The sequence below is a fragment of the uncultured Marivita sp. genome (assembly GCF_947488135.1).
Taxonomy (GTDB): Bacteria; Pseudomonadota; Alphaproteobacteria; order Rhodobacterales; family Rhodobacteraceae; genus Marivita.
The window spans coordinates 13,375-28,262 of the sequence record NZ_CANKYW010000004.1; the positions used below are offsets into that span (position 1 = coordinate 13,375).

At 59.7% G+C, this 14,888-nt stretch carries 13 protein-coding genes; 8 read left to right on the forward strand and 5 right to left on the reverse strand.

Features of this window, described 5'->3' with window-relative positions:
* Positions 1-37: 37 nt before the first annotated feature.
* The 5 genes from Q1B16_RS12685 (at position 38) to Q1B16_RS12705 (ending at position 7,279) form a co-directional block, all read left to right on the forward strand.
* On the forward strand, positions 38-1,192 hold the full coding sequence (locus Q1B16_RS12685; protein ID WP_299789046.1) for an aminotransferase class I/II-fold pyridoxal phosphate-dependent enzyme: 1,155 nt from the start codon (positions 38-40) through the stop codon (positions 1,190-1,192).
* Between the two features lie 76 nt (positions 1,193-1,268).
* The gene (locus Q1B16_RS12690; protein ID WP_299789049.1) at positions 1,269-2,486 is read left to right on the forward strand and encodes an N-acetylmuramoyl-L-alanine amidase; all 1,218 of its coding nucleotides are present in this window, start codon (positions 1,269-1,271) and stop codon (positions 2,484-2,486) included.
* Between the two features lie 113 nt (positions 2,487-2,599).
* Positions 2,600-5,152, forward strand: coding sequence for a PBP1A family penicillin-binding protein (locus Q1B16_RS12695; protein ID WP_299789052.1), 2,553 nt, complete (start codon positions 2,600-2,602; stop codon positions 5,150-5,152).
* 97 nt (positions 5,153-5,249) lie between these two features.
* A complete protein-coding gene (prfB, locus tag Q1B16_RS12700) occupies positions 5,250-6,374 on the forward strand; it encodes a peptide chain release factor 2 (protein ID WP_299789055.1) in 1,125 nt (374 codons plus the stop codon).
* Between the two features lie 125 nt (positions 6,375-6,499).
* Entirely contained in the window at positions 6,500-7,279 is a 780-nt protein-coding gene (locus Q1B16_RS12705) for a DUF2189 domain-containing protein (protein WP_299789058.1), read from the forward strand.
* Here Q1B16_RS12705 and Q1B16_RS12710 read toward each other — a convergent pair.
* The 3 genes from Q1B16_RS12710 to Q1B16_RS12720 form a co-directional block, all read right to left on the reverse strand.
* Positions 7,252-7,539, reverse strand: a complete 288-nt coding sequence (locus Q1B16_RS12710; RefSeq protein ID WP_299789061.1) for a hypothetical protein — start codon at positions 7,537-7,539, stop codon at positions 7,252-7,254. The two genes, Q1B16_RS12705 and Q1B16_RS12710, sit on opposite strands and share 28 nt — an antisense overlap.
* Entirely contained in the window at positions 7,536-8,684 is a 1,149-nt protein-coding gene (locus tag Q1B16_RS12715) for an aromatic ring-hydroxylating dioxygenase subunit alpha (RefSeq protein ID WP_299789064.1), read from the reverse strand. Before Q1B16_RS12715 ends, Q1B16_RS12710 begins: the two co-directional genes overlap by 4 nt.
* A 110-nt stretch (positions 8,685-8,794) precedes the next feature.
* Complete coding sequence (locus Q1B16_RS12720; protein ID WP_366140153.1) at positions 8,795-9,589, reverse strand: helix-turn-helix transcriptional regulator; 795 nt, start codon at positions 9,587-9,589, stop codon at positions 8,795-8,797.
* A 270-nt stretch (positions 9,590-9,859) separates the two neighbouring features.
* Here Q1B16_RS12720 and Q1B16_RS12725 point away from each other — a divergent pair, with 270 nt between their 5' ends.
* On the forward strand, positions 9,860-10,234 hold the full coding sequence (locus Q1B16_RS12725; protein WP_299789071.1) for a hypothetical protein: 375 nt from the start codon (positions 9,860-9,862) through the stop codon (positions 10,232-10,234).
* Between the two features lie 52 nt (positions 10,235-10,286).
* Here the strand turns inward: Q1B16_RS12725 and ilvN are convergent, their stop codons facing one another.
* Together ilvN and Q1B16_RS12735 are read right to left on the reverse strand one after the other, a co-directional pair.
* Positions 10,287-10,847, reverse strand: a complete 561-nt coding sequence (gene ilvN, locus Q1B16_RS12730) for an acetolactate synthase small subunit (protein ID WP_299789074.1) — start codon at positions 10,845-10,847, stop codon at positions 10,287-10,289.
* A 120-nt stretch (positions 10,848-10,967) separates the two neighbouring features.
* Positions 10,968-12,722, reverse strand: a complete 1,755-nt coding sequence (locus Q1B16_RS12735) for an acetolactate synthase 3 large subunit (protein ID WP_299789077.1) — start codon at positions 12,720-12,722, stop codon at positions 10,968-10,970.
* Positions 12,723-13,155: 433 nt separating this feature from the next.
* Here Q1B16_RS12735 and Q1B16_RS12740 point away from each other — a divergent pair, with 433 nt between their 5' ends.
* A complete protein-coding gene (locus tag Q1B16_RS12740; protein ID WP_299789080.1) occupies positions 13,156-13,443 on the forward strand; it encodes a hypothetical protein in 288 nt (95 codons plus the stop codon).
* 292 nt (positions 13,444-13,735) lie between these two features.
* Positions 13,736-14,821, forward strand: coding sequence for a TRAP transporter substrate-binding protein (locus Q1B16_RS12745; RefSeq protein ID WP_299789083.1), 1,086 nt, complete (start codon positions 13,736-13,738; stop codon positions 14,819-14,821).
* The last annotated feature ends 67 nt before the right edge of the window (positions 14,822-14,888 follow it).

Genomic DNA, 14,888 nt, shown 5'->3' on the forward strand with positions numbered 1-14,888 from the left:
CCCCTAGGTCTGCCGCACACACTGTAGGAAGAGAATGATGCGGAACTCAAGCCGTGGGGCAGTTGATCCCTTTATCGTGATGGATGTAATGGAAGCGGCCCGACAAGCAGAAGACGCGGGCCATCACATAATCCATATGGAGGTGGGCCAACCGGGCACGCCAGCGCCGGTCAAGGCACGGGACACCCTGTCGAACGCGATGCGCGACGATCCGCTTGGCTATACGGTGGCGCTGGGTCTGCCCGCGCTGCGGCGGCGCATCGCACAGCTTTACGGCGAATGGTACAACGTCGATCTTGATCCCGCGCGGGTGATCGTGACGCCGGGGTCGTCCGGCGGGTTCATCCTTGCCTTTACGGCGCTCTTTGACGCGGGCGACCGGATCGCGTTAGGGGCACCGGGCTATCCGTCCTATCGCCAGATCATGAAATCGCTCGATCTTGTCCCGGTCGAGATTCAGACCCGTCCCGAGGCGCGCTATCAGATGGAGCCTCGCGATCTCGATGGCGTGGAGTACCAGGGCATGATGGTGGCCTCACCGGCCAACCCGACCGGGACGATGCTGGGCCGTGAGCCGTTGAAAGCGCTGATCGACGCGGCACAGGCCAAAGGGGCCGCGTTTCTGTCGGACGAGATTTACCACGGTATCGAGTACGAGAAGAAGGCCGTGACCGCGCTCGAGATCAGCGACGATGTCTGCGTCATCAATTCGTTCTCCAAGTATTTCAGCATGACCGGCTGGCGCGTTGGTTGGCTTGTGTTGCCCGAGGCCAATGTGCGTCAGGTCGAACGGCTGGCGCAAAACATGTTCATCTGTGCGCCCCATGCGGCACAGGTCGCGGCCCTGGCGGCGATGGATGCCGGGGACGAGCTTGACGCGAATATGGAGGTATATCGCGAAAACCGCCGCCTGATGATCGAAGGTCTGCCGAAGTCCGGGTTCGACCGCATCGCGCCGCCGGATGGCGCCTTTTACGTCTATGCGGATATCTCTCATATCACAAAGGACAGTCGTGCCTTTGCCAAGCAGATTCTGGACGAAGCGCGGGTGGCCGTCACGCCGGGGCTGGACTTTGATCCCGAACGCGGGGGCGGCACGCTGCGGTTCTCTTACGCTCGGTCGACGGATGACATTGTCGAGGGGCTTGATCGGTTGCAAAGTTTCATGCGTCACCATGGGCATGTCGACTGAAACATCAGCCCTGTCCCGACATGCGCGAATCCGTTAAACTGCGTCGCAAGGCCCGATGAGAGGCCAAGGTGAGTCAATGAGCGGTGTTCTGAAACGATTTTGCGCGGTCGTTCTGTCGGTATTTCTGGCAGCGCCTGCGCTTGCGCAGGACCTTGGCGCGTTGGCGCGCTTTCAGGACGGTAAGGTCGAAGACACATGGGCCGGTGCGCAACTGCGGCTTGAATTGAGCCAGGGTGTGCCGTGGCGCGTGTTCACGCTGACGCAACCCAACCGCCTGATCATGGATTTCCATGAAGTCGTCTGGGGCGATACCGATCCGCAGGCGTTGATCGACAGTGATCGCGTGCGCACGCTGCGTGTCGGCAGCTATCGTCCCGGTTGGTCACGCCTGGTGGCCGAACTTGCAGAGCCCATGGTCATCGACACAGCAGAACTCGTGACCGACGAGACCACCAGCGCAGCGACGATCTCGGTCTTGCTCGATGTCGCCGATCAGGCTGCGTTCGACCTCGCGGCAGGTGCACCGCGCGACGCGGGGTGGGATTTGCCGGAACCGGCGAAGATCACAGCACTGCCGCGGCGTGATCCCAATCGGCTGATGGTCGTGATCGACCCCGGTCATGGGGGGATCGATCCAGGCGCCGAGCGGGGCGATGTGCGAGAGGCCGACCTGATGCTCACCTTCGGGCGTGAGTTGCAGGAGGTGCTGCGCCGGGCCGGTGGATTTGACGTCATCCTCACCCGCGAAGGCGACTATTTCGTCTCGCTCGAAGCGCGGGTGGCACTGGCGCGTGATGCTGGTGCCGATGTGTTCATGTCGCTTCACGCCGATGCGCTGGCCGAAGGAGAGGCGCGCGGCGCGGCGATATATACGCTGTCTGACGAGGCATCGGATGCCGCCTCTGCGGCGTTGGCCGAGCGGCACAACCGCGATGACCTCTTGGCCGGGATCGACCTGAGCCAATCCGACGACCGTGTCGCCAACGTCTTGATGAGCCTCGCACGGCTCGACAATGCGCCGCGCAGCGAAGCCTTGGCGCGGCATATGCTTGACGGAATCCGTAACGCGGTTGGGCGCGTGCACAAACGCCCGCTGCGCAGTGCCGGGTTCTCGGTTCTCAAGGCGGCGGATATCCCGTCGGTGTTGCTCGAAGTGGGGTTTCTGTCCACCGACGAAGACCTCAAGAACCTCAGCGATCCGATCTGGCGTCAGGGCATGGCTGCCGGAATTCGGGACGGCCTGATCGCGTGGCGCGCCGAAGACGCGGCACTGGCACCGCTGCGACGGAACTGAAACGCCCGAGTGACCTTGCGTCATAGGCAATCGAACGCCGCTGTGAACGGCAATGTGTTTTGACCATACGCGTCTGATTTTGTAGGGGTAGACAACTGAAACAGGGGCACGTTGTGACCAGATTCATCCTGTCATTCTTTGGGGCGATCTTCACCCTCATCACCATGGGCATCATGATGGTGGCCTTGGGCGTTGGCGGTGTCTTCTGGATGTACGGCCGCGATCTGCCCAGCCACGAAAGTCTGGCGCAGTACACGCCGCCGACGATCAGCCGGATTTATTCGGTCGAAGGCAAGATCATCGACGAATTCGCGCAGGAACGCCGCCTGTTCACTCCCGCGAACGAGATCCCCGATCTGGTCAAACAGGCTTTCATTTCGGCGGAAGACAAGAATTTCTACACCCATGACGGCTACGACCTGCGCGGTATCGCGGCAGCGGCCATCGATGCCGTGGCGTCGGGCGGTCAGGACGTGCGCGGGGCCTCCACGATCACGCAGCAGGTCATGAAGAACTTTCTGCTCTCGGGCGACCGCCGTGTCGAACGCAAGATCAAGGAGATCATCCTCGCCTCCCGGATCGAGGACACGCTGTCGAAAGACAAGATCCTTGAGCTTTATATGAACGAGATTTTCCTGGGTCAGAACTCATACGGTGTGACGGCGGCGGCGCAGACCTATTTCAACAAATCCCTGGTCGAACTGGCCCCGCACGAAGCGGCAACGCTGGCGTCGATGCCCAAGGCGCCGTCGGAATACCATCCCGTGCGCCGCAAGGACCGCCTCTTGGCGCGCCGGAACTTCGTCCTGAGGGAAATGTTCGAGAACGGCTATCTTGACGAACAAACCTATGAGACCGAAGTCGCGATGCCGCTCAGATCCGTGCAGAACGGCGACTTTGACGCCTTCCGCGAAGCGCTGCCGCCGCGCAATTATTTCACCGATGAAATCCGTCGCCAGCTAAGCGTTGATTTCGGAGAGGGCGAGTTTTTCTCGGGCGGGTTTAGTGTCCGTGCAACTCTCGATCCGGAATTGCAAGTCGAGGCCGAGGTTGCTTTGCAACGCGCGCTGGAACTCTACGACCGCTCGCAAGGCGTGTGGCGTGGAACCGGCAAAAAGATCCCTGCCGAACAACTGAGCGACGCTGCGACTTGGCGCGAGGCGTTGTCGACTGTCGCGGTTGCCAGGGATATCCGCTTGGAAAACCCGTGGTATCCGGCTGTGGTTCTGGAAGTCGGTACAAACGACGCCCGCATTGGGATCGAAGGCGTCGCGGATGACGAAGACGGGCACTGGATCCCGGCCAATGACGTTCAGTGGGCCCGCAAGCGCAACAGCGATGGGTCTCTGGGACCGAGAGGTCAGGTCGCAGGAGACCTGCTCGAAGTCGGCGATGTCGTGCATGTGCGCCGCATGACGTCGGACAGTGACGGAAGCTTTATCCGCTGGACGCTTCGGCAGGTGCCGCAGGTTCAGGGCGCGTTCATGGCGATGGACGTGAACACCGGTCGCGTGCTCGCCATGCAGGGCGGGTTCAGCTACCAGCATTCGGTGTTCAACCGCGCCACACAGGCACAGCGTCAGCCCGGGTCGAGCTTCAAGCCCTTCGTCTACGCGGCAGCACTGGACAGCGGCTATTCCCCGGCGACGATCGTTGTGGACGCCCCGATCGAGATCAACACGCCGCAAGGCGTTTGGCGGCCGAAAAATGCGTCCAACCGGTTCTACGGCCCGACGCCGCTGCGCACCGGGATTGAACAGTCGCGGAACCTGATGACCATTCGTCTCGCGCAGGAAGTCGGCATGGACACGGTCGCGCGCTATGCCGAGAAATTCGGTGTCTACGACAACATGGGTCGGGTTCTGGCCAACGCGCTGGGGGCCGATGAAACCACGCTTTACAAAATGGTCGCCGCTTACGCGATGTTCGCCAACGGTGGCGAACGGGTGGAGCCGACCCTGGTGGACCGCGTTCAGGACCGCTACGGCAACACCGTCTACAAGCACGATCAGCGAGTCTGTGAGGACTGCACCCTGGCCAGCCTTCAACCGGGGCAGGGACCGACCGTGCGCAGTGACCGGGAACGCGTGATGAATGCGGTGACCGCCTATCAACTGACCTCGATGATGCAGGGTGTCGTCGAACGCGGCACGGCGCGCAGCGCAGTGAACCTGCCGGTGCCGACCGCTGGCAAGACGGGCACGACCAACGACTCCAAGGACGTTTGGTTCGTCGGCTTCACCTCGAATATCGTGGCGGGATGCTATATCGGGTTCGACCAGCCCCGCAGCCTTGGCAGCGGTGCCTCCGGCGGGGGCATGTGCGGACCGGTCTTCAATGCGTTCATGCAGAAAGCCGTCGCAAAATTCGGTGGCAGCGCCTTCCAGCCGCCTGAAAGCTGTCAGTTCATCAAGATTGACCGCAACACCGGTGCACGTCTTTCGGATGGCGCCAGTGGTGACAATGTGGTGGCGGAATGCTTCCGCGAAGGCGAAGAGCCGATCTTTGGCATCCAGTTCGATGGTGGTTTTGCGATGGGGTCCAATTTCGAGCTCTACAGCTCGAGCTCGCAGCCGTCCAAGCAAGTTACGACGTCGACGGGCGGAACGGCCACCGTCGGTCCGAAAGCGTCTTTCGGCACTTTGAGCTCGGGCGGCCTTTACTAAACCGCGACAGGTTTCCGACAGGCCGCGCCGCCTTGAAGGGGGCGCGGCGCTGGTCTATCACCGTGGCTGACCAACGTCCGAGCAAACAGGATCGCCAATGCGCGCTGAAATCCAGAACATCGTTGAACAGATTGAGAAATCCGTGAACCTGCTTGGGCAGCGTCTCGATTGGGATACGGCGCAGCATCGGCTCGAAGAATTCAACGCGCGCGTGGAGGACCCGAACCTTTGGGATGATCCCGCAGCGGCACAAAAGCTCATGCGTGACCGGCAGATGTTGGTCGACGCGATCGAGACCTACACTTCGATCAAACAGGATCTGAGCGACAACGTCGAGATGATCGAGCTGGGCGAGATGGAGGACGACCAGGAGGTCGTCACCGACGCTGAAAACGCGCTGAAGGCGCTTGCTGACAAGGCTGCGAAGAAAGAACTCGAAGCGCTGTTGGACGGTGAAGCCGATGGCAACGACACGTTTCTCGAAATCAACTCCGGGGCAGGTGGGACAGAAAGCTGTGACTGGGCCAACATGCTGGCACGTATGTATGTCCGTTGGGCCGAACAGCACGGGTACGAGGTTGAGCTTCAGTCTGAAACGCCGGGGGAAGAGGCGGGGATCAAATCCGCCGCCTACAAGATCTCGGGCCCCAACGCCTATGGCTGGCTGAAATCGGAATCCGGCGTACACCGCCTTGTGCGCATTTCGCCCTTCGACAGCGCCGCCAAGCGGCATACCTCGTTTTGCTCGGTCTGGGTGTATCCGGTGGTCGACGACAATATCGAGATCGAAGTGAACCCGGCGGATATCCGCATCGACACATACCGATCTTCGGGTGCGGGCGGTCAGCACGTGAACACGACGGATTCGGCCGTTCGGATCACGCACATGCCCACTGGCATCGTCGTGACCAGTTCCGAGAAATCTCAGCACCAGAACCGCGACATCGCGATGAAGGCGCTCAAGTCGCGCCTGTACCAGATGGAATTGGACCGCCGGAACGAGGCGATCAACGCGGCTCATGAGGCCAAGGGCGACGCAGGCTGGGGCAACCAGATCCGATCCTACGTGCTTCAGCCGTACCAGATGGTCAAAGACCTGCGCACCGGGCACGAGACCTCAGACACCAAGGGCGTTCTCGACGGCGACCTCGATCCGTTCATGGCTGCCACCCTGGCGCAGAATGTGTCTGGCAAATCCCGTGCCGAGGCGCGCGCCGACTAGTCACTCATACCCCGAAAAGCGTGTAATATCTGCGCTTAAGCGATCCTTTGCATCAGTTCCGGTTGCCAAGACCGCCGCAAGCGGGTTTCATGCGCATGCGCGAACGTCATGCTTTGGAGGATGGCATGAGGGAAACCCCTGAACACGGTGTCCCGACACTCGGAGACGTGTCGGTGCAAACCTTACGGACTGCCTTGCAACGCGGTTGGCAGGACCTGGTCCGCGCACCGGGCTACGCGGTTTTGTTCGCCGGGTTCTACGTTCTGGCCGGGTGGTTCATTTCCTGGATCACCGTTTGGACCGGAACGACGTTCTGGCTCGTCCTCGCGGCCATCGGGTTTCCGTTGCTCGGTCCTTTCGCGGCCGTCGGGTTCTACGAGATCAGCCGAAGGCTCGAACGGGGCGATCCGCTCAATGCGTCCGAGATCATGGGCGTCGTCCTGCACCAGTCCCGTCGCCAATTGCCGTCGATCTGCGCGATCATCATCATGGTCTTTTTGTTCTGGTTCTTCCTCGCACATATGATTTTCGCCTTGTTTCTGGGGCTCAGCACGATGACCAATGTCTCAACCTCGTTCGACGTCTATCTGTCACCCAATGGATTGATGATGCTGACGGTCGGCAGCATCGTCGGCGGCTTGTTCGCGATCCTGCTCTACAACATCACCGTGATCGCCTTGCCGCTCCTTCTGGACCGGGAAGTCGATTTCGTCACCGCCATGATCACGTCATTTCAATACGTGATGGCCCATCCGGTCGTCATGTTGGGGTGGGGCCTGTTCATCGCGGTGGTGACATTCCTCGCGCTGATCCCGGGATTTCTGGGCCTGTTCGTCGCGCTTCCGCTTTTGGGGCACGCGACATGGCACCTCTACGATCAGGTGCGTACACCGCCGATGGTTTGACAGTTTGAAAAGGCGTCAGACGATTTCTCGACCGACGTAACGTCCGCGCGTTCTCGCCCCATCGAGACCAGTTCCTGCCGTATCGACGCAGCGCGCCGATCTCCGCGTTCCAAGGCAAAGACATAGGCGTGGGTCAGGAAAAAGGCTTTCTGGTCGTCCGAGTCAGCCTCTTTTGCGGCCTGTTGGTAGAGGCCGATCAGCGCGTCGACATCATCGGCCAGATGCGCCGAGATCAGCGCCTGATCCAGTGATGCCGTCATCTGGCCGTGCGGTGTTGCGTGATACGATCTGCGGCCCAGCGATGAAAACAATGCGTCGGACCGTCCATCACTGGTGAAAACCGTCCACCGTCGAATCCGGGCGCACGGCGCCCGCGCTGCATTCCTTCGACAACAAAGATGTCTTCTTCGAAGACGACCTTCCACTGTTCGGCATTACGCTTGCGCAGCGCATCATCTGTGCCGGGCGTCGCGTAATACAGATGCACATGCTCGTGCGTACGTCCGGGGCCGTCGGGATGCAGGATGATGGCAAAGCTGTGATCGCGATGCACGCCCAACATGACATTTGGGTAGATAGACAAATATTCCGCGCCCGCCTCCCATTTGGCATCGAGATGGGCGAAATCGGCGAAACAGGAGCCGGAGCCGTCCTTGAGTTGCCGATAGACCAGGGTGCCCTGACCCGAGGCCAGGCCTTCGTGTTCGATATTGTAGTGGTCTTCCAAACGGGAATAGCTGTTCAGCCCAGGATGCACCCAAGGCAAATGATAGCTTTCGCAGTAGTTTTCGATGGCGAGTTTCCAGTTCCCGTCGACCGTCAGTGTGAAGCGACTGTCGGAACCTCCGTGAAACTGTGGTTGCTCGAAATCGGACCAGCGGGCGATGATGTCTGACATGACCTCTTCAAAGGGGTCAGCCGTCCCTGACAGGTTGATCCAGACAACATCCCGCCAGATGTGACTGCGTACCTCGATCAGGCCCAACGTCTCGCGATCTATCTCTGCGTGCGCGTTGAAGCCCGGCCCGCCGACATGCGGTGTCGCCACCAGTTCTCCTGTCGTGCTGTAGCACCAGGAATGGTAGGGGCAGCGGATCGCGCCTTCTATCTTGCGCGGTTCGTCCACCAGGATCATGCCGCGATGCCGACAGATATTCTGGAACACCCGCACGAGTCCGTCCCTCCCGCGGATCAGAAGCAGCGGGATGTCGAGAAAACTGATCGGCAGGGCGTCGCCGGTTTCGGGAACATCCGCGGTCACGGCAAGCCCTGCCCATCCGGCCCCGAACAGGACATCGCGTTCTTCGGCGAACTTCGCGGGATCGGTGTAATGCGCGTTGGGCAGACCCCGTGCCTGCGCGGTCGGTTTCTGCACATCGGCGAGGATGGGATCAATCGCTGTCATCGCGGCCTCCGATCAGATGTTGGCCTGAACGGTGCCGTCTTGCCCAGAAAGGGTCGCGTCAAATCACGACATTCCCTGCCGCGCACCGACCACTGCGCTGTCGGCGTGGGTCAGTAAAACGGCTCGTCGACGCGCAACTGCGACCGCAGGTAAGGGACCAACTCGTCTGCCGAATAGAATCCGGCAGACCGCGCCGCACCTCGCACTTTGGGGCCATCATGTCCGAGATATTCGTAGACAAGTCGCGCCACGCGCGTTCCCGTCGTGCTCTCGCGGACCGTTCGGGCGGTGTAGCCGACCCAGAGGTTGTTTTCGAAAGACGGAACCTGGGCCAGAAAGTTGAAGGAATTGGTCAGGGAATTCCGCCGGCTCACGAGACCCGCGATGCCGCCTTCCTGCGCGAGCAACAGTCCCCTGTATTCCCGGCTCTGTGGATCGGTCGGCAAGCCCTGCTGTTTCATGGCCTCTTTCGGATCGAACCCTCGCAGGAATGTCGCGTCATCCTTGCGATACACGTAGACAAGCCCCTGGATGAACTGCGTGTCATCCATGAAGCTGCGTCGCGCGAATTTATAGAAGCCGCTCGGGAAGATGGTTTCGCGCAATTGGGCAACGCCACTGGACAGAAAGTCCCTGATCTCTGAGTGGCCGAGCAACGATCTCGATTCCGAACCGATTTCCGCCAAGGGTTCGAGGATGATCCGGGCGTCGACATCAAAATGCTGACAAATCCGGAAAAGAACATCCGGCCGCGGAAAGCTTTCGCCGGAGAGATAGCGGTTGAACTGGGTGCGGTTGATTCCAAGCTCGCGGCAAAGCGCGGAGATAGAGTCTGATGTCTTTGCAAGTTCTCGCAGGTTCGCACCCAAAGTGTTGCGCAATTGGGAGGGGCTTGGGGGTGTCACCAAATGGGCCTTCTTGTTTCATGTCGATTGACGTGCCAGTCACACCATTCACAGAACCACTCGAATTGAAAACCATCGTAACGAGAGTAGTACCAAGACCGAACTTGCATTCTCTATCCGATATGGTGCTGGTTAGTGTCAATGGTGATGCTGATTCGCGTCAGTTGCAGGCTCAAGTGACACAAATTTCATGCAACCGACGCGGAGTTCAGGATGTTGTGTTACGGAAAAAATTAAGACATTGGACTCCTAAGATGGGGAACCAACATTATGAAACTGCAGAATATGTTCGGTGTCGTGCTGTGGTCAGATGCAGCCGCACAGAAAGCCGTGATCTGGTGTGAGGATCAAGGAGAGCTTGCCTTCTACACTCCGGAAGACGGCAGCATCCACGGCGCACCTGCGCTCGACGCAGGCGATCTCATCCAATTCGATGTTTCGGTTCAGCAGAATATGAGAAAAGCGAGCAATCCTCAGGTGCTGATGCAGTCGCATTCGCCCGATCTGCCGGAAAAGCTTCGCGCAGGGCAACCCAAGGTCAGCGCCGATCCCGCGCCGGTGAGGAACGATCCCTCTCGAAAGGTGATCGACCTCGCGCAGTATTTCGATCTTTCCCCAAATCAGAGATTTGCCTGCTCGGGCTAGACCGCATCTTCGGAAAGGCTGGGTCTGCCTTTCCGAAAGATCAAATGCTCCCTTAGACTCCCCGTGAGAGTGCGGCAACTCCGGTGCGCGCGACTTCCACGAGGCCAAGCGGACGCATCAGGTCAATGAACGCATCGACCTTTTCCGGCGTACCTGTGATCTGAAATACAAAACTTTCCAGCGTGCTGTCGACGACCTGAGCCCGGAAGATATCTGCCAGTCGAAGCGCCTCGACCCGCTTGTCGCCGGCACCCTCGACCTTGATCAGCGACAGCTCGCGCTCCACCGATCCGCCCTCGACGGTGAGGTCATGCACCTCATGGACTGGAACGATCCGACCAAGCTGCGCCTTGATCTGTTCGATCACCTGCGGCGTGCCGGTGGTGACGATGGTGATGCGGCTGGTGTGACCTTCATGGTCGACTTCCGCGACGGTCAGGCTGTCGATATTGTACCCACGCCCCGAGAAAAGCCCGATCACCCGTGCCAGCACACCCGGTTCGTTGTCCACCAGGACCGCAAGCGTGTGTGTTTCCTGAACATCCGAAAAGGTCGGGCGCAGATTGTAGGCCGAATGTTTGGTCGAGCCTTTCTTGATATTGAGTGGAGACATGATCTTCTTCTTTTTCCAAATATGCCGGGGGGAGCGGGGGGCATCGTCCATTGGGCTTGATCCAACGGCGCTCAATCGACGACCCCCGCCGATCGGACTGAATTCAGCCGGTCCGATGCATCAGACCATCACCGCGCCTTTCGACCCGATGGCGTCCTTGGTGCTGGCTTCTCCCAGCAGCATCTTGTTGTGCGGCTCGCCCGACGGGATCATCGGGAAACAATTCTCGTGCTTCTCGACCAGGCAGTCGAAGATCACCGGACCGTCATAGTCCAGCATCTCCATGATCGCGTCGTCGAGATCGGCGGGATCCTTGCAGAGGATACCCTTGCAGCCGAACGCCTCGGCGAGCTTCACGAAATCGGGCAGGGCTTCGGACCAGCTGTGCGAATACCGTTCACCGTGCAACAATTCCTGCCACTGACGCACCATGCCCAAGCGTTCGTTGTTCATGATGAATTGCTTGACCGGCAGGCGGTACTGCACTGCGGTACCCATTTCCTGCATGTTCATCAGCCACGACGCTTCACCGGCCACGTTGATCACCAACGCGTCAGGATGTGCGACCTGCACACCGATGGAGGCAGGGGTGCCGTAGCCCATCGTGCCGAGACCACCCGACGTCATCCAGCGGTTCGGATCCTCGAACCCAAGATACTGCGCCGCCCACATCTGGTGCTGACCGACTTCGGTCGTGATGTAGCGGTCGCGCCCCTTGGTCAGTTGCTCGAGCCGGTCCAGCGCGTATTGCGGACGGATCGTCTTTTCCGACGGCTTGTACTTGAGGCAATCGACCGCGCGCCACTTCTCGATCTGGCTCCACCACTTCTGCAAAGCTTCCTTGTTGACCTTGCGGCCGCGGGCCTTCCAGACCTTCAGGATATCTTCCAGAACATGGCCGACATCCCCGATAATCGGCATGTCGGTTTTGATCACCTTGTTGATCGAGCTGGGATCGATGTCGATATGCGCTTTCTTGGATTTCGGGCTGAATGCATCGAGCCGCCCGGTGATGCGGTCGTCAAACCGCGCCCCGACGTTGATCATGAGATCGCAGCCATGCATGGCGAGGTTCGCCTCGTAGAGACCGTGCATCCCCAACATGCCGAGCCAGTGCTTGCCGGAGGCCGGGTACGCGCCAAGCCCCATGAGGGTCGAGGTGATCGGGATGCCCGTCGCTTCGACAAGCTCGCGCAGCAACTGGCTGGCGGCGGGGCCGGAATTGATCACGCCACCGCCGGTGTAGAAAACCGGACGCTCGGCGGTTTCGATGGCTTCGACAAGCTGCGTGATGGTCTCCATATCGCCTTTGACTTGCGGCTGGTAATGGCTGACCTTCGTTTTCGCCTTTTCCGTGTAGGTGCCGGTGGCGAATTGCACATCCTTGGGGATGTCCACGAGAACGGGGCCGGGTCGACCAGTCGTGGCGACGTGGAACGCCTCATGCAGAACGCCCGACAGCTTGTCGGTGTCCTTCACAAGCCAGTTATGCTTGGTGCAGGGGCGGGTGATGCCCACCGTGTCCGCTTCCTGAAACGCGTCCGAGCCGATCATGAAGGTCGGCACCTGGCCGGTCAGCACCACAATCGGGATGCTGTCCATCAGCGCATCGGTCAGACCGGTCACGGCGTTGGTCGCACCGGGGCCCGAGGTCACGAGCACGACACCGGGCTTGCCGGTTGCACGGGCATAGCCCTCGGCCGCGTGAACCGCGCCTTGCTCATGGCGCACGAGGTAGTGGCGAATGCCGTTCTGCTGAAAAATCTCGTCGTAAATCGGTAGCACAGCGCCACCGGGATACCCGAATACTGTGTCCACACCCTGATCCTTCAGGGCCTGAACCACCATTTTCGCTCCGGTCATCTGACGTGTCATCGCTTTGCTCCGTTTACAGACACTTCTGTTCGTTACGCGAAAAAAAACCCCCGCTTTTCAGTCGGGGGCGCATGGGGTCCTATTCAGGTTCCGTTACCGGCCCATGCGCGTTTCTTCTACAATGACTAGCACTCGTGCCATGTCGGCTCCTTTTCGCGTGGACGGACATTATGGTGCGGCTCTGGGAGCGTCAACATCGAAAACCAAGAAAAAAGTACCCGAGAGGCAGAAAAAATTGCCGTTTATTGCCGCAGCCTGCGGTCTGTTTGTAATTTTGTGAAATCGGCCGCAGAAAAACTGCGCTTTTATGCTGAGTCGCCGTGAAGAGGGCACAAGAGATGTGCAGCCACGCGCGAAGATGTGAATTGCGCGTGACAAGATCAGGTCTTTAAAGTGAACCGTATAGTTCAGTTCCCGAGGTTCGGAGGATCCCATGCTGAGAAAACGAAATAGCAGAGTGCAGGCTTTCTCGACCTGTCACGCGGCGCTTCTGGCGGCCTTCATCGTCCTGGCGCAAATCATGGGACTGGGATCGGCGCACAAGGAGGCGCGATACTCGGATCGTGACACGATCACTCCGTCGGCAATACTGCCTTACGTACAGTGTTCCGAAATTGCCGAAACTGCGGACAATGGCGCCTGCGGGGTAATCATCAGGGCCAAGCACGATGTGAACGATCACAGCGGTGTTGTCATGTGGCGTTTCGGAGTGCGTCTTTGAACTGACAGGCCCGCGCCTTACCTAAGGTTACTCAACGTGCGGCGGGTGACACCAAAGCAAAGCGTTGATGTGTGTTCTGGTGGCCGCGCCAACGATGTTTGGGTTTGCACACATATAAGGTGCAGGAAAAACACAGGAAATTCTGTCACTTGTGCCTAAAATTTATACAATTGTAAGCGCAGTTAATTATTTGCATTCGGATTTTTTTCTGATTACCGTCCGCCCCACTAAATGATCCGCGCAAACAGCGGGCAAGCTGTTTTGTGCTTACAAAACTCAGGGGAGGAAATACATGGATCGTCGTTCATTCTTGCGGACGTCTGCTGTTGGGGCAGGGGCCGCGGCAGCAACAACGTTGGCCGCGCCGGCTATCGCGCAAGGCAATCGCACACTTACGATGGTGACATCGGTTCCGGACGGCTTTGCCGTTTTCGATGACGCAGCACAGCTTGCCATCGACTACATCACCGCGATGTCGGACGGTCAGTTGACCATCAATAAGATGCCCGCAGGCTCGCTCGTCGGTGCGTTCGAAGTGTTCGACGCCGTGTCCTCCGGTCAGGCCGACATCTATCACTCGGCGGAATACTACTTCCTGAACCAGCACCCCGCGCTGGCATTCATGACGTCGGTGCCCTTCGGCATGACCTCGCAGGAAATGGCGAACTGGTATTATCGCCGTGGCGGTCAGGAACTGCACGACAACCTGTCGTCGCTGTTCAACCTCAAGCCGCTGATGTGCGGCATGACGGCGATGCAGCCCGGTGGCTGGTTCACCAAGGAAATCAACTCGGCCGACGATCTTCAGGGTCTGCGCTTCCGCATGCCCGGCCAGGGTGGACAGGTGCTGGGTCGTCTCGGCGCATCGGTGCAGAACATCCCGGGTGGCGAGATCTACCAGGCGCTCGCGTCCGGCCAGATCGACGGCGCGGAATGGATCGGCCCCTATGCCGACGAACGCCTCGGCTTCCAGGAAGTTACGAAGCTGTACTACACCGCCGGCTTCCATGAGCCGGGTTCGGCGCTGCACATGGCGTTCAACCTCGAAGTCTGGGAATCGCTGACACCGCAGCAGCAGATGATCGTCAAGGTCGCATGCGAGGCATCGCACGCGCAGAACACCGCTCTGTCCCTGGCAGAAAACGGCGCCGCGCTGGCCCGCCTGCGCTCGGCCGGTGTCCAGACCCGCGAATTCCCCGACGACGTCTGGGAAGCCTTCGGTCGCGCCTCGGCCGAGGTTCGCGAAGAGAACATGGGCGATCCGCTCTACGCCGAGATTGCCGACAGCTACTTCGCGTCGATGGACGAAAGCTCGGCATGGTACGAAATCGGTGATGGCGAATACATGCGCCAGCGGAACCGCGTGAACGCAGGCTAAGCGCCGCAAAACCACAGCCCCGTCCGACCGTGAAGGTCGGACGGGGCTTTTCGCCGCTTATCAACCA